Below are 22,246 nucleotides of genomic sequence, written 5' to 3'. Positions count from 1 at the left end.
ATTTGGCTGCCGGTCATTCCCCCGGCCGATAGGTCTTCTCCACATGCCCCTGCAGTTGCGCGTCGGTGAAATAGACGGTGCGGAAATCGTGGCTGCGATAGCGTTCGGCCTGATCACGGAAGTGCGGGCTGGCCGGGTTGCTGTTCAGGCCGCCGGCGTGGACGGCGCGCGCCTCTGGCCCGTCCTTGCCGAAGCGGACGACGGCGACGAAGCTGTTGCCATAGCTGCCGTACCAGCGTTTCGTGCCCGCTTCCGGCTTGGAGCCGAAGCTGGCGAGGCTGCCCCAGTTGCCGCTGGCAAAGCCGATCGGGGTTGAGGGCAGCCTATCGTCATAGGACTGGTTGATATTGGCGGTCAGGCGCTGGAAGCGATTGATGTGGCCCCACGGCACGTCCCAGCCGCCGAAATCGCCGGCCAGCCGGCCAACGGCAGCATCGAGCGCGGCGAGGCGATCGGTATCGGGCACCTTGGCGCCCGCGAGATAGGGCACGATGGCTTCTTCATCCAGCTTGGCGACGGGGCCGAAGCGTTTGATCATCTCGTCGCCCCAGAACACCGCGAGGCTGGTGGCAGTCGAGCCTTCACCGCTGCGATAATCCCAGGCACGGAGCGTGGCGATCGGACCGGCCAGCCGATCCTTCTGTGCGCCGGCGGGCAGGGCGTCCCACGCCTTCACCAGCGGCGGGATGGTATCGGCAAAGCCTTGCAGGAACGGATCGTAGGCGACCGTCAGCAGGCCGGAGAGATCGAACTTCTTGTCGCCGCTCAGCAACCGCAACGCGTTGGGCCCGCGCGGGTTTTCGCCGGCGGAGTCCATGTAGCGCGCAAACGCCGCCTGCTTCGGGCTGTCCGGGCCCGCCGCGGTCCACGGCCAGTTGTTGACGTTGAACGCAAAGCCGCTGCCCGGGTTCATCACGCTGGGCAGTTGATCAAGCCTGTGTTCGCCCTGCCAGTCGGTGGCCGGGTCGCTGCCGTCCACCGGCTTCTTCCAGTCGAACTTCGTGTCGCGGATCGGCACGAATTGTGGGTGGAGATAGGCGATCTCGCCCTTCGAACTGGCAAACAGCGTGGCGTTGGACGAGTTGGCGCGGCGCTCGGCGACCTTGAGGTAACTGGCCAGATCGGTCGTCTTGGTGCGCAGGAAGCTCTGTTCCAGCGCGGCAACCGGCCGGTGCATGAGGGCAATAGCGATCCACTTGCCGTTCTCGGCGCGGATCACCGGGCCGTGGTGGGAACGCCAGGTGGTGAACGTCCGCCGCGCCATACTGCCATCAGCGGCCTTGTAGGGGATGGTGATGCTCTTCTCGGCCAGCGGCTTCCACGTGGTGCCGTGCAGATAATGCCAAGCGCCGCCCTTCTTCTCCACGGTCAGCGCGAATTCGTCGATATTGTCCACGCCCGACGAGGTGTGCATCCAGCCGGTGTTCCGGTTGAAGCCCTGATAGACGAAGAACTGCCCCCAGGTGCTGGCGCCATAGGCATCGAGGCCCTGGCCGCTTTCGACCTTGGCTTCGCTGCGGAAATAGAAGCTGGTGTGCGGGTTGATCAGCAGCAGCGCGTCGCCCGACGTGCTGCGGCTGGGCGCCAGCGCCATGCCGTTGGAGCCGGCCGGTTCCAGCAGTTCGCTGCCCAGTTCGACGGCAGTCAGCTTCACCGGCTGGCCGGTATAGAAGCTCTCCAGCTTGCCGAGGTTGATGCTCTCGATATCGCCGCCGATGCTGCCTTCGGAGAAGCTGAGCGCCATCCATGGCTCGAAGCGGGTGATGACACGGGGTTTCACGGCCGGATGCGTGGCGAGATAATAGTTCAGCGCGTCGGCCCAGGCCTGGCACAGCGACTTCAGCCAGCCGGGGCTGGCGGCATATTGCGCCTTCAGTTCGGCCGGATCGATGAACAGCTTCATGCGCAGGTCGCGCCAGATGGCGGCTTCGCCTTCGGTTTCGGCGAGGCGGCCTTGGGCGTTGATGAAGTTGGTTTCGACGCGGTTGAAGTCGTCTTCGGCCTGGGCGTAGATCATGCCGAACACGGCATCGGCGTCGGTCTTGCCCTTGATGTGCGGGATGCCGAAATCGTCGCGGGTGATGGTGACGGCGGCCCTGTGCTTGTCCCAGCGGGTGCTGTCAGGTGCGGCGAGGGCCGAGGTTGAGACGAGGGCGGCGAGAAGGGTGAGGCGCAGGATCATCCGCCAAGGCTAGAGGCCGCATCCCCCTTCGGCAAGAGCGCCAAGCCTATCACAGAGACCAGCGCCGCGCCGGCCAGATACCAGCCAACCGCGCCGATGCCATAGCGCGCCGAGAGCGCCGCGCCGATCACGGGGGTGAGGCCGCCGCCGATGATGCCGCCCAGGTTGAAGGCCACCGATGCGCCGGTGTAGCGCACCCGCGCCGGGAACAGGCCGGGCAGGAAGGCCCCCAATGGCCCGTAGACGAAGCCCATCACGAACAGGCCGAGCGACAGGAAGGCAAACACGCCGCCGCTGCCGGCCTGCATCAGCGGCCCCATGGCGGCGCCCACACCGATGCTGGCGAGGCTGCCGATCATCAGCACGCGTTGGGGGCTGGTGCGGTCGGAAAGCCAGCCGGCGACCAGGATGCCGGCGGCGAGGAACAATATGGCGCCCAGCTGCAATTGCAGGAAAGCCTCGCGGCTGTAGCCCAGTTGCGTGGTGCCATAGCCCAGTGCGAAGGCCGTCGCGATGTAGAAGATGGCAAAGCAGGTGACGGCGGTGGCGATGCCACAGATGGTGGCGCGGCCATGATCGCGCACCAGTTCGGCCAGCGGCACGGCCGGCGGCTTTTCATGGGCCAGCATGGCAGCGAAGGCCGGGGTTTCGAGGATGGTCAGCCGCACCCACAGGCCGATGCCGACCAGCAGGATCGAGCCGGCGAACGGCAGCCGCCAGCCCCAGTTGAGGAATTCGCCATCATCCAGCCACAGGCCAAGCGCGAGGAACAGGCCATTGGCGGCGATGAAACCCACCGGCGCGCCCAGTTGCGGGAACATGCCATAGCGCCCGCGCCAGCCGGGCGGGGCATTTTCCACCGCCAGCAGCGCCGCCCCGCCCCATTCGCCGCCCAGGCCAAAACCCTGGCCGAAGCGCAGCAGGCACAGGATCGCCGGCGCGGCGACACCGATGGCGGCATAGGTGGGCAGGAAGGTGATGGCGAAGGTGGAGCCACCCATCAGCAGCAGCGAGGCGACCAGCGTGGACTTGCGGCCCAGCCGGTCACCATAATGGCCGAACACCAGCGCGCCGATCGGCCGGGCGACGAAGGCCACGGCGAAGCTGGCGAAACTGAGCAGCAGTTGCAGATCCGCATTGTCGGACGGGAAGAACAGCGGCCCGAACACCAGCGCGGCGGCGGTGGCGTAAATGTAGAAATCATAGAATTCCACCGCCGTGCCGACGAGGCTGGCGGTGAGAATGCGACTGGCCTTCATGCCCCCCTCCCTTGCAGGGAGGGGCTGGGGGAGGGTGCGAGTGCAGCGAGCGAGTGGGGAAAGGCGCGATGCCGGGGAGAACCCTCCCCCGCCCCCTCCCTGCAAGCAGGGAGGGGAGATTCGTTGCTCCTCACAGCCACGGCGCCTTTGCATCCAGCGCCAGCATCGCGGCGGGCTGGTTGCGCTGGGAAACGATGGCCCATTCATCACCCTTCACCATCACTTCGGGCACCAGCGGCCGCGAATTGTAGGTGCTGGCCATGGTCGCGCCATAGGCACCGGCGGTCATGAAGGCGACGAGATCACCGGCTTGCACATCCTCCATCTCGCGATCCTCGGCGAAGGTGTCGCCGGTCTCGCAAATGGGGCCGACCACCGTGGCGACAGTGCGTGCATCCTTGGGCCGCACCGCCAATATGTCGTGCCAGGCGCCATAGAGCGACGGACGCAGCAGATCGTTCATCGCGGCATCGACCACCACGAAATGCTTCGACGCGCCTTCCTTGGTCAGGATCACCTCGCTCACCAGCACGCCGGCATTGCCGACGATCATGCGGCCGGGTTCGAACATCAATTGCCACGGCCAGCCGGCGGTGGCACGCGCCACCATCGCGGCATATTCGGCCGGGCTGGGCGGCGCCGGCTGGTCACGGCGATAAGGAACGCCCAGGCCGCCGCCAACATCGACGCGCTTGATCTTGTGGCCAAGGGCTTCCAGTTCGCAGGCCAGAACGCCCAGCTTGCGGATGGCGTCTTCCACCGGCCCCAGATCGGTCAACTGGCTGCCGATGTGGGCGGCGAGGCCGACGGGCTTGAGATTGGGATGCGCGGCGGCCTGGGCGAAGGCGGCGGGCAGGCGTTCCCACGGGATGCCGAACTTGGCGTCCGCACCGCCGGTCGAAATCTTGCCGTGCGTCTTGGGATCGACCGCCGGGTTGATGCGGATGGCGATTTCCACCGTTGCTTGCTTCGCGGCGGCGACGGCGGCGAGCATGTCGATCTCGGCTTCGGATTCGACGTTGAACTGCAGGATGCCGGCCTCGACGCCCGCTGCCAGTTCAGCGCGGGTCTTGCCGACACCCGAAAACACGATGCGCTCCGCCGGCACGCCGGCCGCCAGCGCGCGGGCAAGCTCACCGCCCGACACCACGTCAGCCCCCGCGCCCAGCCGCGCCAGCGTCTGCAGCACGGCCAGGTTGGGGTTGGCCTTCACGGCAAAGGCGACGAGCGGATTGCCATCGCCCAGCCCAGCGACGGCATCGCGGAACACGGTGAAATGCCGCTCCATCGTCGCGCTGGAATAGCAATAGAAGGGCGTGCCGACCGTTTCGGCCAGCATTGCAAGGCTGACGCCCTCGGCGTGCATGACGCCGTCCCTGAACTGGAAATGGTCCACTGTGCTACTTTCTGGGGGGCGGCAGGTTGAACGGGTCGTTGCCGCGTTCGGGCAGCGGGCCCTGGTTGTCGTCCACCCGGGTCGGCACGGCCTGCGGGTCGAGCTTCAGCATTTCCTGCGGGGTGGCCGCACGGGTCTGGGTCTCGCTGCGCACCGGTGGCGGCCGGCCGGCCTTCGGCTCCAGCGCGCCCTGCTTGCCACAGGCGCTCAGCAGCAGCAGCGCCGCAAAGGCAATCGCCCGCGTCACAGTGTCTTCCGGGCCGCGGCAATGGCAGCGCGCACATTGGCCGGCGCGGTGCCACCAAAGCTGGTGCGGCTGGCGACGCTGGCTTCGACGGAGAGCACATCGCGCACCTTGCTGGTGATGCGCGTGTCGATGGCGGCGAGTTCGGCGTCGGTGAGGCCGTTGAGATCGGTGCCCTTGGCTTCGGCGGCCTTCACGCATTTGCCGGTGATTTCATGGGCTTCGCGGAACGGCACACCGCCGGCGCGCCCCAGCCAATCGGCCAGATCGGTGGCGGTGGAGAAACCGCTGTTGGCCGCGGCGCGCATCTTCGCCTTGTTGAAGGTGATCGTCTCCACCATGCCGGTCATGCTCGCAAGGCACAGGCCCAGATCGTCAAAGGCAGCAAACACGGTCGCCTTGTCGTCCTGCATGTCCTTGGAATAGGCGAGCGGCAGGCCCTTCATCACCACCGAAAGGCGGGTGAAGGCGGCGAGGAACTCACCCGCCTTGGCACGCACAAGTTCGGCAGCATCGGGGTTGCGCTTTTGCGGCATGATGCTGCTGCCGGTGGACCAGGCATCGGGCAGGGTGATGAAGCCATAGGGCTGGCTCGCCCATATGATGATCTCTTCCGCCAGGCGCGACAGGTGCAGGCCGGTCATGTGGGTGGCGGCCAGATATTCCAGCGCGAAATCCCGATCCGACACGCTGTCGAGGCTGTTGCGTGTCGGGCCGCTGAAGCCCAGTGCCTTGGCGGTCATGTAGCGGTCGATCGGGAAGCTGGTGCCAGCCAGCGCGGCGGCGCCGAGCGGGCTTTCGTCCATGCGCTTCATTGCGTCGGCAAAGCGGCCACGGTCGCGGGTCAACATCTCGACATAGGCCATCAGGTGATGGCCCAGCGTCACCGGCTGCGCCACCTGCAGATGGGTGAAGCCGGGCAGGATGGTGTCGGCATGTTCCTCGGCGCGCTTCAGCAGGGCCGTGATCAGACCTTTGAGCGCCGCATCGGCGTCACCACAGGCGACCTTCACCCACAGGCGGAAATCCACCGCCACCTGGTCGTTGCGGCTGCGCGCGGTGTGGAGGCGGCCGGCGGCGGGGCCGATGATTTCCTTCAGCCTTGTTTCAACATGGAGGTGGATATCCTCCAGCGCCTTGTTTTCCACCAACTTGCCGGCTTCATATTCGGCGGCGATCTGCTGCAGCCCCTTGTCGATGGCGGCGGCATCCTCGGCCGAGACGATGCCCTGCCTGGCCAGCATGGCGACATGGGCGCGGCTGCCCTGGATGTCCTGCCGCCACAGGCGTTTGTCCACGCCGATGGAGGCGTTGATTTCCTGCATGATGGCCGAAGGGCCGGCGCCAAAGCGGCCGCCCCACAGGCTGTTGGCGGCACCGGTGGCCGGCTGGGTCGGGTCGTTGCTCATGGGCGCTGCCGATAGGGCATTGCCGCCTGCCCCGCAACCGGCCGCCAGTGCCGCCAGCTTGATTGCGTCCCGTCGTGAAACCGTCATTGCCCTGTCCCCTTTGCGCCTTGGTGCCACAGCGCCTTGGCAGGTGCCACTGCGCTGTTTATCGGGGCGGCAACGTTGGAAGGATTTGATGATGCGCAAGACGCTGCTGCTGCTCACCACGCTGGCGCTTGCCGGCTGCAACCAGGCCGCCCCCACTGCCCCGGAAAAGCCGGCGGCGGCTCCGGCGGCCAAGGCCGGCGAAGCGCCGATCAACACCATTGATCGCAGCCACGCCGGCGAACCCGGCCCGGCCGCCGTGACGTGGGAGATGAAGGGCGGCACGAAACAGCGCCTCGCCGATCACAAGGGCATGAAGATGCTGGTCAATCTGTGGGCGACCTGGTGCGCGCCGTGCATCGCGGAAATGCCGGCTTTGGACAAGCTGGCCGGCGAGGTGCCGGTGATGGTGCTGCCGATTTCCGAAGACATGGAAGGCTGGCAGGCGGTCGACAAGTTCTGGGGCAAGGACAAGTTCAAGAATATCGAAACCGGCCTGGATCAGCCGGGCAGCTATGCCGAGGCGATCAAGGCGCGCGGCCTGCCGGTGACGATCCTCTATGATGAAGAGGGCAAGGAGATCTGGCGGGTGTCGGGGACGCTGGATTGGGGGTCGGCTGAGGTGCGCAAGGCGATAGTGGGGTAAGGCGAATCCCCTCCCGCTTGCGGGAGTGGTTGGGGGTGGGTCTTGCCGCAAGCACCATCCCGCTCATTCCGAGCTTGTCGAGGCACCCCGCCGTCTGTCGAGGTAGCGCGTGTAAGCGCGGCCGGCGGCGGAGCCGCCGAGTCCGCTCGGGGTGCCGAAGGAAGGAAGTGGCAGAGCGTGGCGGAGCCACGCCGTCAGACGACACAAAAAAGGGCGGCCTGTGGGGGCCGCCCTTTTTTGGTCGCTGGCCGACCGTTCGGCGAGTCGGAAAATAGCTTCGCTATTTTCGCGCCGCCTCACTACTTATTCATAGCATTGAAGAAATCCGCGTTCGTCACGCTGTCCTTCATCTTGTCCATCAGGAACTCGATCGCATCCGTCGAGCCCATCTGCATCAGGATGCGGCGCAGCACCCACATCTTGGACAGGGTCTCCTTGTCCACCAGTAGCTCTTCCTTGCGGGTGCCGCTCTTGCCGATGTCGATAGCCGGGAAGACGCGCTTGTCGGCGATCTTGCGGTCGAGGACGATTTCTGCGTTGCCGGTGCCCTTGAACTCTTCGAAGATCACTTCATCCATGCGGCTGCCGGTATCGATCAGCGCGGTGGAGATGATGGTGAGGCTGCCGCCTTCCTCGATGTTGCGCGCCGCACCAAAGAAGCGCTTGGGGCGCTGCAGGGCGTTGGCGTCGACACCGCCGGTCAGCACCTTGCCGGAGCTGGGGACGACCGTGTTGTAGGCGCGGCCCAGACGGGTGATGTTGTCGAGCAGGATGATCACGTCGCGCTTGTGCTCGACCAGGCGCTTGGCCTTCTCGATCGCCATTTCGGCCACCTGCACGTGGCGGGTCGCCGGCTCGTCGAAGGTGGAGGAGATCACCTCGCCCTTCACCGTGCGCTGCATGTCGGTGACTTCTTCGGGGCGCTCGTCGATCAGCAGCACCATCAGGAAACATTCCGGGTGGTTGGCGCTGATGGCTTTCGCGATGTTCTGCATCATGATCGTCTTGCCGACGCGCGGCGGGGCGACGATCAGGCAGCGCTGGCCCTTGCCCAATGGCGAGACGATATCGATCACCCGGCCGGTCTTGTCCTTCGAGGTCGGGTCGAAATTCTCGAGGTTGAGCTTCTCATCCGGATAGAGCGGGGTGAGGTTGTCGAAATTCACCCGGTGGCGCACGGCTTCGGGATCATCGAAATTGATCGCCGTCACCTTGTTGAGACCGAAATAGCGCTCGCCATTCTTGGGCGCGCTGATTTCGCCTTCCACCGTATCACCGGTGCGCAGGCCATAGCGGCGCACGATCTGCGGGTTCACGTAGATATCGTCAGGCCCGGCGAGATAGGAGGCATCGGCCGAGCGCATGAAGCCGAAGCCATCGGGCATCACTTCGATGGTGCCCATGCCCATCACTTCGGTGCCGGCTTCGGCGGCGGCCTTCAGGATGCCGAAGATGATGTCCTGCTTGCGCAGGGTGGAGGCGTTCTCGACGCCCATTTCCTCGGCCATGGCTACCAGTTCGGCGGGCGGAGTCTTCTTGAGTTCTTGCAGGTGCATGTTGGTCTTTCGGCTTCGCGGCGGCGAGCGCGTGGCCCGGATACGCGGCGATGATGTGATGAAGCCTGCCGCACGCCAGGACGGGTGCGAGCAAGGGGTGAATAAGCCCGTGGGTGCGCGGACGCAAGAAAACTCTGCTCAGCGCTTCCTGACGAACTCGGCGCGCAGCACGAGACCCTTGATGCCGTCGAACTTGCAGTCGATTTCCTGCGGGTCGCCGGTGAGGCGGATCGACTTGATCAGCGTGCCGCGGCGCAGCGTCTGGCCGGCGCCCTTCACGTCGAGATCCTTGATCAATGTCACCTGATCGCCATCGGCAAGCAGGTTGCCGACGGCATCGCGCACTTCCACCGCGTTGGCAGCAGCGGCGCGGACGCGGGCTTCGGCAGCGGGCAGCCATTCGCCGCTGGCCTCGTCATACACATAGTCATCGTCGTCGCTGGCCATTGGCATATCCCTGGTGCGCGCCAGTTGTGGCGAACGCGAAAGCGGTGATACGACGGGGCGCAACCGATGGGGAGTCCGTAACATGCCGGTGGACGCGCTGGGCGCCTATGACGACAACAATATCTTTGCCCGCATCCTGCGTGGCGAGATTCCGTGCCGCAAGGTGCACGAGACGGATCACGCGCTGGCCTTTCACGACATCAACCCGCAGGCGCCCACCCATGTGCTGGTGATTCCCAAAGGGCCGTATCGCAGCTGGGCGGATTTTTCGGCCACGGCAAGCGAGGTGGAGATCGCCGGCTTCGTGCGGGCCGTGGGGGAGACGGCGAAGCTGCTGGGGCTGGAAGAGCCGGGCTATCGCCTGCTCGCCAATGCCGGGGTGAATGCGCACCAGGAAGTGCCGCATCTGCATGTGCACATCTTTGGCGGGCGGGCGCTGGGGCCGATGCTGGCGCGGTAATTTCCCCTCTCCCCTTTCGGGAGAGGGCGAGAGACGCCGCAGGCGGCCCGGGGTGAGGGGTGTTGCCCCTGTTGTCACCTGAGCAACCCCTCACCCCGCCGCGCTTCGCGCGAGTCGACCCTCTCCCGCCCCGGGGTCCCCACGCGATGAAATCGCGTGGGGCGGGTTTGGGGGAGAGGGGTTATTTGTGCGCTTCGCCCATCCGCCTGATCGCCGCCACCTTGGCGTGCAGCGGTGCCCAGTCATCCTGTTCGGCGATTGGCGCCCACAGCGCCTCCACCTCGTCGATCAGCATGGTGCAGGGCGCTTCGTCGGCCCAATAGGGGTGTGACGGCGGCCCGGAGGCGAAATCCGGGATCAGCGTCAGGAAATCGGTGAAGCCATCGTGGCTGTAGTGCGGGTCGGCCACTGAAGGCCCACGCCGCACACCGCCGCGCCAATCGAAGAAGAAGCGATCCGGGTCCATCTGCGTCGTCACCAACGCTTTCTGGATGGCGCCCACCAGCACTTCGTCCTCGCTTGGTCCCAGCCGCTTGACGCCCAGCCGGCCCAGCACCGCGTCTGACAGGGCCGCGCGATAGCGCAGCGGATAGGTTTCCAGCGGGCCTTTCAACTCGTCGGTCTCGGCGATCAGCCGCAGCGCGCTGCCCAGTTGATAGAGGTTCCACTGCAAGGCTTCGGCCTGGCGGCCAAAGGCATAGAGGCCGGAATGATCGAAATAGGCCGCCGTGAATCCGGCATCCCATGCCGGGGCAAAGCGCCAGGGGCCATAGTCGAAGCTCTCGCCGGTAATGTTGATATTGTCCGTATTCAGCACCCCGTGCACGAAACCGGCGGCCATGAACTGCGCCGCCATGCGCGCAGCGCCCTTCACCGCGTGATCGATCAGCGCCGCCACCGGGGTGGGGCCGCTGGCATCGGGGGCGAGATGGGTGAGGCAATAATCGACCAGCTTGGTCAGCCCTTCGCGGTTCTGGTGGAAGGCCTGGCGCTGGAAACTGCCGTAGCGCACATGGCTGTGATTGAGGCGCACCAGCACGGCGGCGCGGGTGGGCGAGGGCTCATCGCTGCGGATCAGCTTCTCGCCGGTCTCGATCACGCTGAAGGTGCGGCTGGTGGCGACGCCCAGCGCCTCCAGCATTTCGGTGGCGAGGATCTCACGCACACCACCCTTCAGGGTGAGGCGGCCATCGCCCATGCGGCTCCAGGGCGTGGTGCCGCTGCCCTTGGTGCCCAGGTCCATCAGGCGGCCGCGATCATCCCGGCACTGGGCGAACAGGAAGCCGCGGCCATCGCCCAGATCGGGGTTGTAGGTGCGGAACTGGTGGCCGTGATAGCGCAGCGCCAGCGGCCCGGTCAGGCTGCCGGGCAGGGGGGTGAAGCGGCCGAAATGCTGCAGCCACGCGTCGTCGCTCAGCGCGGCAAGCCCCACCTGGGCGGCGGCACGATCGTTGCGGAAACGCAGGATGGCCTGCGGAAACGGCGCGGCTTCGACCGGATCGAAGAAGTCCGCGCCCAGTTCCAGGATCGTGGTTTCGGGAATGAAATCGGCCATGGACCTGAGCCTATGGCCGAGGCGGCGGCGTCAATCCACCACGTATCCGCTGGCCGCGCGGATGAAGCGCACGGTTTCACGTTCGACGCGGTCCGCCTCTTCCGGCGTGGCGGCGCACAGCCAGCGATCGATGGCATCGCCAACGATATGGTGGGTGAAGCTGGCGGCGATGTCGATCTCCACGCCGGTCACGCCGCGCTTGGCAAAGGCGGCCTGCATGTGGCGCTTGATCCAGTCGGTCGTGACCGCCTTGGCAGCATGGTAGAAGGGTTCGGCATCGGCGTTGGAAGCCATGGCGGCCTTGGGGCCGCAGTCGTTGCAATCAGGCTCGCTGCCTTCCCAGATCATGTTGTCGCGCACGAAGCGCAGCACGCGCGGCACGGTGATGCCGGGCTCCAGATCTTCAAGCGCATAGCCTTCTTCCATGGCGGCGATCATCGCTTCGCCATGGCGGCGGCCCAATTCTTCGAGCAGCGCCTTCTTGGAACCGAAATGATAGAAGATCGAGCCTTCCGAAACATCGGCTTCGCGGGCAATATCGGCAGTGCCGGTGGCGGCAAAGCCATTGCGGGAGAACAGCATGTGAGCCGCGGCCAGCACCCGGGCCTTGGTCTCGGTGGGATCATAGCGGCGGGCCCGCATGTCGGCGGCGGGCTGCGCCGCGCGCGATGCGGCACGACCAGCGGAACGGGCCGGGCCGGCATTGGCACCACCAGCGTTGTTGCGAGAATCGAGAGCGCGCGTTGCCACTGTGCTTGTTCTTCCTTACCCCCCGGTAATTGACTTCCTATAACAAGAGAGTTGAGTCAGAGTCAAAATATGGCCCTCGCTGCCCCCTCTGCCCTCTCCCCCCGGCCCGAACAGCGGCCCGGCTGGCAAAAACTCTATGCGATTACAGGCGATAGCGTGCGGCTGTGCTGGCGCGAGCATCATGACGCCCGTGTGCCGCCCGGCCGCCCGGCCTTGCTTTGCCTGGCCGGCCTGACCCGCAATGGCGCCGATTTTGCCCATTTTGCCGAATCACTCGGGGCCGATTGGCGCATCATCGCGCCTGATCTGCGCGGCCGCGGCGAATCGGGCTGGGCCCGCGATTCGCTCACCTATCTGCCGCTGACCTATTTGCGCGACCTGTCGCTGGTGCTGGACGCGGCGGGCGTTGATCGTTTTGTGGCCATCGGCTCTTCAATGGGCGGCCTGCTGGCCTTGCGCATGACGACGGCGCATCGCGCCCGCATGGCCGGCGTTGTGCTGAACGATATCGGCCCCGCGATCGAGCCGGCCGGCCTCAAGCGCCTGCAGGCCAATGTCGGGCGTGGCGGCAACTGGATGACCTGGGTGCACGCCGCCCGCGATCTGGGTGTGCGCAATGCCGCCATCCACCCGGATTGGGGCCTGCACGAATGGCTGGCCTTTGCCAAGCGCCTGTGCCGGGTCGGGCCGCAGGGCCGCATCATCTTCGATTATGATCCGCGCATCGCCGAACCCTTCCGGTTGCCGCATGGCGATGCCGGTGCGGATGATTGGGCCGCGTTCGACAGCCTGGCCGGCCTGCCGGTGCTGAGCCTGCGCGCCGCGCTGTCGGACGTGTTTTCGGCCGCGACGCAAGCCGAAATGCAGCGCCGTCTCGCCGGCCTGACGGCCGTGACAGTGCCGGGCGTTGGCCATGCGCCGACGCTGGCCGAACCGGTGGCGGCCGCCGCGCTGCGTGATTTTCTGGATGTCATCAAACGGGGAGAAGCCTGATGCAACGCAAGGTGTGGAAACTGGCGCGCCGGCCGGTGGGCGATATCGCCGACAATGATCTGGAACTGGTGAGCGAAACCCTGCCCGAGCTGGCCGACGGCCAGTTCCTGCTCGCCGTGATCTACATGTCGCTTGATCCCACCAACCGCATCTGGATGAGCGATCAGGAGCAGTACATGCCCCCGGTCGAACTCGGTGCGCCGATGCGCGCCGGCGTGTGCGGGCGCGTCGTGGCCAGCCGCAAGGCCGGTGTCGAGGTTGGCCAGATCATGGCCGGGCTCGGTGAATGGGCCGATCATATCATCTCGGATGGCAGCTTCATGTCGCCGCTGCCGCAGTTGCCGGGCATTTCGCTGGCGGCAACCTATGGTACGCTGGCGCTGGTTGGCCCCACCGCCTATTTCGGCCTGCTCGATATCGGCCAGCCCAAGCCGGGCGAGACGCTGGTGGTATCGGCGGCGGCGGGCGGGGTCGGCCAGATCGTCGGCCAGATCGGCAAGATCAAGGGCTGCCGCGTCATCGGCATCGCGGGCGGCACGGCAAAGTGCGATTATGTGGTGAACGAACTCGGCTTCGATGCCTGCATCGACTACAAGAATGAAGATGTCGGTGCCGCGCTTGACGCCCATGCCCCCGGCGGCATCGATATCAATTTCGAACAGGTTGGCGGGCCGATCATGGTCGAGGTCATGAAGCGCATGAAGCTGTTCGGCCGCATTTCGCTGTGCGGGATGATTTCCAGCTACAACGACGTGACGCCCACCGAACCGCCGGGCTTCTGGACGATGATCCTGATGCGGCGGCTGTTGATCCGCGGCTTCATCGTCACTGATTTCGCCCCGCGCTTTGCCGAAAGCGGCATGGCGCTGGCCGGCTGGATGATGAGCGGCCAGCTGAAAACCCGCCAGGATATTCGCCCCGGCCTCGAAAACGCCGTAAGCGCGGTGAAAGAGCTCTACACCGGCGGCAATTTCGGCAAGCTGCTCATCGAGGTATCGAAACCATGACGATCAATCGCACCCTGGACGAGGCCGAACTGGCCGTCGCCCGCACCCTTTTGGCCGAGTTCAGGGCGCGCATTGACGAAGCAGCGGGAGAGGATGAGCGGCTGCGCTTTGCCCTCAACCGCAAGATCTACAAGGAATTGACCTATGACGAGCGCGGTAAGCCCAACGCCCGCCAGTCGCTGAAGGCACGCACGGCCAAGGCGCAGAACGGCCAATGCGCCATCTGCGCCAAGCCGCTGCCGGAGCATGATACGGTGCTGGATCGTCTGGCCGCCGAAAAGGGCGATGTTGAAGGCAATGTGCGGGTGCTGTGCCGTTCCTGTGATCTGACAATTCAGCGCGGGCGCGGCTACGCCTGACGCCAGCCGGGAAAGGGCAGGATCGGCGCCAGCCGCGCCAGCATATCCGCATCGCCTTTGGCCCGCGCCCGGAACGCATGTTCGACGATGCAGGCCTGTTGTTCGATGCCATAGCGCGCGAACGGCTTGCCCGGCGTGATCGTGTAGCGGTAGCGGGCGAACGGTGGCCGGCGCAGCGCCAGATGCCCGCCGGTCTGCACCTGCCAGACATGCACTAGCTCGTGGATGAAATGCGCCTGGCTCGAAACCGGCTCGGCGGCATAATCGGCTGACCAGTTGAAGCCATTGGGATGGCACCAGACATGGCCATCCGGCGCCATCGTTACCCACCATGGGTGCAGTGCCCAGAATTTCGCGCGGCGCACGGTCACGGCAGCTGGATCAAGCGCCGGCCCGAACACGGCCTTGGCCAGTTCGATCTCCCCGGCGGTGAGCGGGCGGATGGTCGCAGGATCGGGATTCGGCATCTCTCGTGCAGTTAATCGCATCGTGCCCGTCTTGCAGCCCGGAAATGGCTCCCTATATCGCCCCTGTAACAAACATCGGTCGGGGCACCGGCCAACAGCATCAACCAGGGACTTGCCCAAAACCGCGCTGCCTTCATGGGGCGCATCGGGTTCGGGCCCACAGAACAGGAAGTGACAGACCATGGCGAAGGTTATCGGGATCGACTTGGGCACCACCAACAGCTGCGTGGCCGTGATGGAAGGCTCTGCGCCGAAGGTGATCGAAAATGCCGAAGGCGCGCGCACCACGCCGTCGCAGGTCGCCTTCACCAAGGATGGTGAGCGGCTTGTTGGCCAGCCCGCCAAGCGCCAGGCCGTCACCAACCCGTCGAACACCGTCTTTGCCGTGAAGCGCCTGATCGGCCGCCGCTTTGACGACCCGCTGACCACCAAGGATGCCGGCCTGGTGCCCTACACCATCGCGCGCGGCCCCAATGGCGATGCCTGGGTGAACGCCGGTGGCCAGGATTACAGCCCGTCGCAGATTTCCGCCTTCATCCTGCAGAAGATGAAGGAAACCGCGGAAGCCTATCTGGGCGAGACCGTCACCCAGGCCGTGATCACCGTGCCGGCCTATTTCAACGACGCCCAGCGCCAGGCCACCAAGGATGCCGGCAAGATCGCCGGTCTTGAAGTGCTGCGCATCATCAACGAGCCGACCGCGGCCGCGCTGGCCTATGGCCTCGACAAGAAGACCGACGCCAAGACCGTCGCCGTCTATGACCTTGGCGGCGGCACCTTCGATATCTCCATCCTCGAACTGGGCGATGGCGTGTTCGAAGTGAAGTCGACCTCCGGCGACACCTTCCTGGGCGGCGAGGATTTCGACGCCAAGCTGGTGGAATTCCTGTCGGCCGACTTCAAGAAGGCGGAAGGCATCGACCTGACCAAGGACAAGCTGGCGCTGCAGCGCCTGAAGGAGGCCGCCGAAAAGGCCAAGATCGAGCTGTCGTCCTCGGCGGCGACCGAGGTCAACCTGCCCTTCATCACCGCCGATCAGAACGGGCCGAAGCACCTCGTCAAGAACATCACCCGCACCGATCTGGAAAAGCTGGTGCTCGACCTGATCGAGCGCACCCGCAAGCCGTGCCTGGATGCCATCAAGGAAGCTGGCGTGAAGGCCGGCGATCTGGATGAAGTCATCCTGGTCGGCGGCATGACCCGCATGCCGCGCGTGCGCGCCTTCGTGAAGGAGCTGTTCGGCAAGGAGCCCAACACCAGCGTGAACCCGGATGAAGTGGTCGCCATGGGCGCCGCCATCCAGGCCGGCGTGTTGCAGGGCGACGTGAAGGACGTGCTGCTGCTGGATGTCACCCCGCTCTCGCTCGGCATCGAAACGCTGGGCGGCGTGTTCACCCGCATGATCGACCGCAACACCACCATCCCCACCAAGAAGAGCCAGGTCTATTCCACCGCCGACGACAACCAGTCGGCCGTGACCATCCGGGTGTTCCAGGGTGAGCGCGAGATGGCGGCCGACAACAAGATCCTGGGCCAGTTCGATCTGGTTGGCATTCCGCCCGCCCCGCGCGGTGTGCCGCAGATCGAAGTGACCTTCGACATCGATGCCAACGGGCTCGTCTCGGTCAACGCCAAGGACAAGGGTACCGGCAAGGAACAGCAGATCCGCATCCAGCCTTCGGGCGGCCTTTCGAAGGACGACATCGACAAGATGGTGCGCGATGCCGAAGCCTTTGCCGAGGAAGACAAGAAGCGTCGCGCCGCCGCCGAAGCCCGCAACCAGGCCGACAGCCTGGTGCATTCGACCGAGCGCCAGCTCGCCGAGCATGGCGACAAGGTTGGCCCGGATGTGAAGGCCAGCATCGAAGCTGCCATCGCCGATGTGAAAACGGTGCTGGATTCGGGCGATGCCGATGCCATCAACGCCAAGGTGCAGGCGCTGGGCCAGGTTGCCATGAAGCTGGGCGAAGCCGTGTATCAGGCGGAACAGGCCAAGGCCGAAGCTGCCGGCGGTGAAGCCAATGCCGGCGCCCCGGACGATGTGGTGGACGCCGAGTTCACCGATGTGGACGAGAACAAGAAGTAAGTCAGTCGCCGGAGTGCGCCCGCAGCAATGTGGGCGCATTTCTGCTTTTGTGTGAGGGCGACTGAGCCATGGCCACCGAGATCGACTTTTACGAACTGCTGGAAGTGCAGCGCGGTGCCGATGATGCCACGCTGAAATCCGCCTATCGCCGGCTGGCGATGAAGTGGCACCCGGACAAGAATCCCGGCGATGCCGCTGCCGAGCAGAAATTCAAATCGATCAGCGAAGCCTATGACGTGCTGAAGGATCCGCAGAAGCGTGCGGCCTATGATCGCTTTGGCCATGCCGCTTTCCGTCAGGGCGGCGGCGGCGGCGGCGCGCAGGATTTTGGCGGCTTTGCCGATATCTTCGAAAGCGTTTTCGGCGAGTTCATGGGCGGCGGCGGTGGCCGTGGCCGCCGCGGCGGGCCCACCAGAGGCTCCGACCTGCGCTATGATCTCGAGATGTCCTTGGAAGAGGCCTATAGCGGCCGACAGGCAACACTCACCGTGGAAGTGGCCGCCGCCTGCGATCCCTGCGGCGGCAGCGGCGCCAAGCCCGGCACCAGTGCACGCGGCTGCACCACTTGCGGCGGTTCCGGACGCGTCGGCATGCGCCAGGGCCTGTTCATGGTGGAACGCACCTGCCCGGCCTGCCACGGCCAGGGCCAGGTGATCGCCGATCCGTGCGACACGTGCCGCGGCGCCGGCCGGGTGGACCAGCAGAAGACGATCAACGTCAACATTCCCAAGGGCGTGGACGACGGCACCCGCATCCGGGTGGCCGGTGAAGGCGAAGCCGGCACGCGTGGCGGCCCGGCCGGCGACCTCTACATCTTCGTCCATCTGAAATCGCACGACGTGTTCAAGCGCGACGGCACGACCCTTTATGCCATTGCGCCGCTTTCGATCACGCTGGCCGCATTGGGCGGCGAGATCGATGTGCCCAGCCTCGACAAGCAGCAGACGACGATCAAGATTCCGGCCGGCACCCAGACATCGAAGCAGTTCCGCGTACGCGGCAAGGGCATGCCGTCGTTGAATGGCGGCGGTTTTGGCGATCTGGTCATCCAGGTCGAGGTGGAAACGCCGGTCAAACTCACCGCCCGCCAGCGCGAATTGCTGGAAGAATTCCGCGCCATCGAAGGCACCGAAGGCGGCCGCAACACGCCGAAAAGCCAGGGCTTTTTCGACAAATTGAAGGGCGTGTGGAGCGAACTGACCGAGTGACGGGCGGCGCGCGTCACGCCACCACGCGGTCGGCATGGCGCAGCACCAGCCGCCAGCCATCGTCCTCGCGCTGGAAAACCGTCGTCACGCGCAACGCATTCTGAACGATGCCGTCGCGGCCGACATGGCGCGCCTGCATCCGCTCGATGCCGATCAGGCAGCCAAGATCGGCCGTCAAAATGCGCGACACCTCTTCGAATTCCAGCGGCCCGGCTGCGCCGGCAAACATCGCGGCGACGCGCCTCACCTCCGGTTCAATCATGGCAAAGCCGCGCTTGGGGGCCCCAAGCGGATTGGCCAGCACGGCCTCCGCACGGCGCGACCACAGCGCCAGCGAGGGCAGCGGATCGGCGTTCGCCATCGCCACCAGGGCTTCGTGGCTTGCGGCGACGGCGGCTTCGAAGCTGGGATAGGCCATGATCGTGCGCTCCCGGCGCGCGCGAGAAACATACCAGCGCGACCGGCGCCAAGCCTATGGAGTGCCCGGCTGCCGCGCAAGGGGTGGCACCCGCGCACGGCCTCCGCTACACCGCCGCCATGATGCGCCTCCACAATCGCCGCTATCTCGTCACCGGAGCCGCGCGTGGCCTGGGCCTCGCCATCGCCACCCGCCTGGTCGCCGAAGGCGCGCGGGTGATGCTGGCCGATGTGCTGACCGAAGGTGAAGCCCGCGCCGCCGAACTGGGCGAGGCCGCCGCCTTCATCCATTGCGACGTGACGAGCCGTGAGCAGATCGAAGCCGCCATCACCGCCACGGTGGAGCGATGGGGCGGGCTGGATGGTTTGATCAACAACGCCGGCATCGCGCCCAGGGGCGATATCCTCACCGAAACGCCGCAACAGTTCGATCGCGTCATCGCCACCAATCTCACCGCTGCCTTCCATGCCACGCAGCTGGCCGCGCCGCACCTGATCGCGGCGGGTGGCGGCGTGATCGTCAACATGTCGAGCGTCAATGCCGTGCTCACCATCCCGGCGCTGCTGGCCTACAATGTCGCCAAGGGCGGGTTGAACCAGTTGACCAAGAACACCGCCATCGCGCTGGCGCCGCACAACATCCGTGTCGTCGGCATCGGGCCGGGCACCATCCTCACCGAACTGGCGAAGAACGCCGTGATGGCCGACGATGCAGCCCGCCACCAGATCCTGTCGCGCACGCCGATGGGCCGTGCCGGCGAACCGGAAGAAATCGCCGCCATCGCCGCCTTCCTGTTGAGCGACGACGCCAGTTACATTACCGGCGAGACCATCTATGCGGACGGCGGCCGGCTCGGCCTCAACTACACCGTCCCGGTTGGAGAATGACCTGTGATTGACGCCGAATGGTGGGAATATGACGACGCCGACGAGATGGCCGAAGCCGTGGCCGGCGACATCGCCTATATCATCGGCCAGGCGCTGGAAGCCCGCGGCCGGGCGCTGGTTGCCTTTCCCGGCGGCGCCACCCCGCTGCCGGCGCTGAAACTGCTGGCCGAGACGAAGCTGGAATGGGCGGATGTGACCATCCTGCCCACCGATGACCGGCTGGTGCCGGTGACGGATCCGCTGTCCAATGCCGGCGCGTTGGCGCGGCTGTTCCTGCCCAAGAAGGCGCGCGTTGTGCCGCTCACTGCCGGCGAGAAGGACCCGGTCGCTGCAGGCCGCGCTGCCGATGAGCGCATCGCCGAACTGGATTGGCCGCTGGACGTGGCCTGGCTCGGCGTCGGTGAGGATGGCCATACCGCTTCCATCTTCCCCGGTCCGGATTTCGATGCCGCCATCGCCGGCCCCAAGGCGCGCCGTGCCATCGGCGTGCGCCCCGATCCGCTGCCCGCCAACGCCCCGGTGCCGCGCGTGACGCTGACCGGGCCGACGCTGGTTTCGGCGCGCACCGTCACGCTGGTGCTGCAGGGCAAGGCCAAGCGCAAGGTGGTCGAACAGGCGCTGAAGCAGGGTGCCAGCAGCATCCTGCCCATCGGCCGCCTGCTGGCCGAGCTGGACATGGATATCGACATCCACTGGTGCCCGTAAACGTCTCCCTTCCCTGCGTGCAGGGAGAGGAGCGCGTCACCGCACCGTCACCCGCACCCGGTCGTAGGTCGTCCGCCCGTCGGTCAGGCTCATCTCGTGCACGCCCGGCTCTGGCGCCCAGCGGGCCGGCAGGCCGGGCAGGCGGCGGCCATCGACGGCGATGAACAGGCCCGGCCGCTGGCCGATGCTGCGGATCACCAGCAGTTGCCGCGCCGGCGGAATATCGGGATCGAGCGCGATCAGGCTGCCATCGCCGGGCGCGACGAGGCGCGGCGCCTGCTCGGCGGGCGTGGCCAGTGCGAACACCGGCTGCCAGGTGCCGGGCAAGAATAATTCCTCGCGCGGCGGCTCGACGGCGGGCTGGAAGCGAACCCGGCGGCGCTCGATGCCGGCGGGCAGCGCCCAACCGGTTGGTGGAGCACCGTCATGCAGTGCCAGCATGATCGCCGCCCACGCCGGCGCCGCGCCGCTGGTGCCGGAAACGCCGATCATCGCATCGCCTTCGAAGTTGCCGACCCACACCGCCACGGTGAAGCGGCGCGAAAAGCCGATGCACCAATTGTCGCGCATTGCCTTCGATGTGCCCGTCTTCACCGCCGCCGGGAACGGCAAGGTCAGGCCGGATTCCTCGCCGAAACTGGCGCTGCGGGCGGCGGTATCGGATAGCAAGTCGCGGATGATGGCGGCGGCCAGAGGGTCAATCAGCTGCGCGGTGTCCGGCCGCGCCACCGGATCGAGCGTCAGCGCCCCACCGCGTCCACCCAGCGCCAGTGTGCGAAAGGCGGCGGCCTGTTCGAGCAGCGTCACCTCTGCCGAACCCAGCGCCAGCGAAAAGCCATAATAGTCGCCCGGCCGGTCGATGCCGCGATAGCCAACATCCTGCAGCCGCTGCCGGAACGGCTCGACATCGGTGAGCAGCAAGGCGCGCACGGCGGGCACGTTCAAACTGTTGCCCAGCGCCGTGCGCACCGAGACAGGCCCACGAAAGCCGCGATCATAATTCTGTGGGATATAGAGCCCGGTCGCAGTTTCGAGATCGACCGGACTATCGTCCAGCAGCGAGGCCGCCGTTAGCAGCCGCCGTTCCAGCGCCAGCGCATAAAGCTGCGGTTTCAGCGTCGATCCGGCCTGTCGCGGCGCGGTGACGCCATCAACGGCTGCGGCCCGGCTGGCCGTCCCGGCGCTGCCCACCCAGGCGAGGATGCGCCCCGTCTCATTGTCCACCACCACGGCGGCGGCGTCGCGCACATTTCGCTGGCCAAGCGCCGCCAGCTGGCGATCAAGCGCCACCTGCACCAGCGTCTGCACATCGGCATCGATGCTGCTGCGCACGGCGCCGCGTGTGCCGGGCGGCAACAGTCGGTCGGCCAGATGCGGCGCGAGATCGGGGGATTCGACCCGCTGGCGTGGGCCCAGCAGGCGGGCCGTGGCCAGGGCGATGGCGGCACAATCCACGTCGGGCGCGGCGCGGCAGGCGCGGCGCAGAACCGCTTCTGCCGGTGCCGACGGCCGGCGGGCAAGCGCCACCAGCACGGCATTCTCGGCCGGCTCCAGCGTTGCCGCCGGCCGCCCGGCGAGCAGGCGCGCGGCGGCATCCACCCCCACCACATCTCCCCGCAGTGGCAGCAGATTGAGCCAGGCTTCAAGGATCTGGCGCTTGCGCCACCGTGCCTCCAGCGCGCGCGCGGCGCGCATCTGGGCCAGCTTGTCGAGCGCCCCGCGCTGCCCGGCGCGGGCCAGATCGGGATCAATCAGCGCGGCGACCTGCATCGAAATGGTCGACGCGCCGCGCCCGCCCTTGCCTGTCAACCGGTCGCGCGCGGCACTGGCGATGGCCCACCAATCTATCCCGTCGTGCTGCCAGAAGCGCTTGTCTTCCGCCGCCACCAGACGCCGCACCAGATCGGGGCTGATCGCGCCGAGGGGCAGCCAGCCCAGCCGGCGCGTGTCAGCATCCGTGCGGCGGCGCGCGAGTTCGCGGCCCTGTCGGTCGAGCAGGACAGCCTCGCTGCCCGGCTGGGTAATCAGGATGGCGAAGGCGGGCACCGGCGCCGGCTGGGTGCGCCACAGCAACAGGCCGAGCAGCGCCAGCAACACCAGCGGCAGCGCACGTGCCCGGCGCACGTTG

The 22,246-nt window shown here is 66.3% G+C and carries 21 protein-coding genes; 9 read left to right on the top strand and 12 right to left on the bottom strand.

What is annotated here, in order from left to right:
• Positions 1-13: 13 nt before the first annotated feature.
• The 5 genes from D619_RS0107890 to argH form a co-directional block, all read right to left on the bottom strand.
• Entirely contained in the window at positions 14-2,182 is a 2,169-nt protein-coding gene (locus tag D619_RS0107890) for a penicillin acylase family protein (protein WP_017668038.1), read from the bottom strand.
• On the bottom strand, positions 2,179-3,441 hold the full coding sequence (locus D619_RS0107885; protein ID WP_017668037.1) for an MFS transporter: 1,263 nt from the start codon (positions 3,439-3,441) through the stop codon (positions 2,179-2,181). The genes D619_RS0107890 and D619_RS0107885 overlap by 4 nt, the downstream gene beginning before the upstream one ends.
• A gap of 130 nt (positions 3,442-3,571) precedes the next feature.
• Positions 3,572-4,837 carry a diaminopimelate decarboxylase gene (lysA, locus tag D619_RS0107880; protein ID WP_026090839.1) on the bottom strand — a complete coding sequence of 422 codons (1,266 nt, stop codon included), beginning with the start codon at positions 4,835-4,837 and terminating at the stop codon, positions 3,572-3,574.
• A gap of 4 nt (positions 4,838-4,841) precedes the next feature.
• The gene (locus D619_RS0107875) at positions 4,842-5,084 is read right to left on the bottom strand and encodes a hypothetical protein (RefSeq protein WP_017668035.1); all 243 of its coding nucleotides are present in this window, start codon (positions 5,082-5,084) and stop codon (positions 4,842-4,844) included.
• Complete coding sequence (gene argH / locus D619_RS0107870) at positions 5,081-6,577, bottom strand: argininosuccinate lyase (protein ID WP_152417364.1); 1,497 nt, start codon at positions 6,575-6,577, stop codon at positions 5,081-5,083. Before argH ends, D619_RS0107875 begins: the two co-directional genes overlap by 4 nt.
• Positions 6,578-6,668: 91 nt before the next feature.
• On the opposite strand from argH, the gene D619_RS0107865 reads away from it, so the two are divergent.
• Complete coding sequence (locus D619_RS0107865) at positions 6,669-7,220, top strand: TlpA disulfide reductase family protein (protein WP_017668033.1); 552 nt, start codon at positions 6,669-6,671, stop codon at positions 7,218-7,220.
• A 299-nt stretch (positions 7,221-7,519) separates the two neighbouring features.
• On the opposite strand, the gene rho is transcribed toward D619_RS0107865, so the two are convergent.
• Both rho and D619_RS0107855 read right to left on the bottom strand, forming a co-directional pair.
• Entirely contained in the window at positions 7,520-8,776 is a 1,257-nt protein-coding gene (gene rho, locus D619_RS0107860; protein WP_017668032.1) for a transcription termination factor Rho, read from the bottom strand.
• Between the two features lie 138 nt (positions 8,777-8,914).
• Positions 8,915-9,223 (bottom strand): alkylphosphonate utilization protein, encoded by a 309-nt coding sequence (locus tag D619_RS0107855; protein WP_020480429.1) that lies wholly within the window; start codon positions 9,221-9,223, stop codon positions 8,915-8,917.
• An 82-nt stretch (positions 9,224-9,305) separates the two neighbouring features.
• Here D619_RS0107855 and D619_RS0107850 point away from each other — a divergent pair, with 82 nt between their 5' ends.
• Complete coding sequence (locus D619_RS0107850; RefSeq protein ID WP_017668030.1) at positions 9,306-9,683, top strand: histidine triad nucleotide-binding protein; 378 nt, start codon at positions 9,306-9,308, stop codon at positions 9,681-9,683.
• 181 nt (positions 9,684-9,864) lie between these two features.
• Here the strand turns inward: D619_RS0107850 and D619_RS0107845 are convergent, their stop codons facing one another.
• Both D619_RS0107845 and D619_RS17240 read right to left on the bottom strand, forming a co-directional pair.
• On the bottom strand, positions 9,865-11,238 hold the full coding sequence (locus tag D619_RS0107845; RefSeq protein WP_017668029.1) for a protein adenylyltransferase SelO family protein: 1,374 nt from the start codon (positions 11,236-11,238) through the stop codon (positions 9,865-9,867).
• 30 nt (positions 11,239-11,268) lie between these two features.
• Complete coding sequence (locus D619_RS17240) at positions 11,269-11,988, bottom strand: TetR/AcrR family transcriptional regulator (protein ID WP_017668028.1); 720 nt, start codon at positions 11,986-11,988, stop codon at positions 11,269-11,271.
• Positions 11,989-12,057: 69 nt separating this feature from the next.
• Between D619_RS17240 and D619_RS0107835 the strand changes: the two genes are divergently transcribed.
• Genes D619_RS0107835 through D619_RS16050 form a run of 3 tightly spaced genes read left to right on the top strand, consistent with a single transcriptional unit; the run spans position 12,058 to position 14,347 of the window.
• Positions 12,058-12,981: an alpha/beta hydrolase gene (locus tag D619_RS0107835; protein ID WP_152417363.1), complete on the top strand. Its 924-nt coding sequence runs from the start codon at positions 12,058-12,060 to the stop codon at positions 12,979-12,981.
• Complete coding sequence (locus D619_RS0107830; protein WP_017668026.1) at positions 12,981-13,988, top strand: NADP-dependent oxidoreductase; 1,008 nt, start codon at positions 12,981-12,983, stop codon at positions 13,986-13,988. Before D619_RS0107835 ends, D619_RS0107830 begins: the two co-directional genes overlap by 1 nt.
• The gene (locus tag D619_RS16050; RefSeq protein WP_017668025.1) at positions 13,985-14,347 is read left to right on the top strand and encodes a hypothetical protein; all 363 of its coding nucleotides are present in this window, start codon (positions 13,985-13,987) and stop codon (positions 14,345-14,347) included. Before D619_RS0107830 ends, D619_RS16050 begins: the two co-directional genes overlap by 4 nt.
• On the opposite strand, the gene D619_RS0107820 is transcribed toward D619_RS16050, so the two are convergent.
• Positions 14,338-14,814 (bottom strand): hypothetical protein, encoded by a 477-nt coding sequence (locus D619_RS0107820; protein WP_017668024.1) that lies wholly within the window; start codon positions 14,812-14,814, stop codon positions 14,338-14,340. The genes D619_RS16050 and D619_RS0107820 overlap by 10 nt on opposite strands.
• Positions 14,815-14,995: 181 nt before the next feature.
• Between D619_RS0107820 and dnaK the strand changes: the two genes are divergently transcribed.
• Both dnaK and dnaJ read left to right on the top strand, forming a co-directional pair.
• Positions 14,996-16,900 (top strand): molecular chaperone DnaK, encoded by a 1,905-nt coding sequence (gene dnaK, locus D619_RS0107815; RefSeq protein WP_017668023.1) that lies wholly within the window; start codon positions 14,996-14,998, stop codon positions 16,898-16,900.
• Positions 16,901-16,968: 68 nt separating this feature from the next.
• Entirely contained in the window at positions 16,969-18,108 is a 1,140-nt protein-coding gene (gene dnaJ, locus D619_RS0107810) for a molecular chaperone DnaJ (protein ID WP_017668022.1), read from the top strand.
• A 13-nt stretch (positions 18,109-18,121) separates the two neighbouring features.
• Here the strand turns inward: dnaJ and D619_RS0107805 are convergent, their stop codons facing one another.
• Positions 18,122-18,526 carry a nuclear transport factor 2 family protein gene (locus tag D619_RS0107805; protein WP_017668021.1) on the bottom strand — a complete coding sequence of 135 codons (405 nt, stop codon included), beginning with the start codon at positions 18,524-18,526 and terminating at the stop codon, positions 18,122-18,124.
• Between the two features lie 119 nt (positions 18,527-18,645).
• Between D619_RS0107805 and D619_RS0107800 the strand changes: the two genes are divergently transcribed.
• Together D619_RS0107800 and pgl are read left to right on the top strand one after the other, a co-directional pair.
• Complete coding sequence (locus D619_RS0107800) at positions 18,646-19,413, top strand: SDR family oxidoreductase (protein WP_206536346.1); 768 nt, start codon at positions 18,646-18,648, stop codon at positions 19,411-19,413.
• A gap of 3 nt (positions 19,414-19,416) precedes the next feature.
• Positions 19,417-20,118 (top strand): 6-phosphogluconolactonase, encoded by a 702-nt coding sequence (pgl, locus tag D619_RS0107795; protein ID WP_017668019.1) that lies wholly within the window; start codon positions 19,417-19,419, stop codon positions 20,116-20,118.
• A gap of 36 nt (positions 20,119-20,154) precedes the next feature.
• Here pgl and pbpC read toward each other — a convergent pair whose 3' ends face one another.
• Positions 20,155-22,242 (bottom strand): penicillin-binding protein 1C, encoded by a 2,088-nt coding sequence (gene pbpC / locus D619_RS0107790; protein WP_026090833.1) that lies wholly within the window; start codon positions 22,240-22,242, stop codon positions 20,155-20,157.
• Positions 22,243-22,246: the final 4 nt, after the last annotated feature.

The sequence above is a fragment of the Sandarakinorhabdus sp. AAP62 genome (assembly GCF_000331225.1).
Lineage (GTDB): Bacteria > Pseudomonadota > Alphaproteobacteria > Sphingomonadales > Sphingomonadaceae > Sandarakinorhabdus.
Note: the sequence above shows the minus strand (reverse complement) of the source record. Positions and strands in the feature narration are given on the sequence as shown.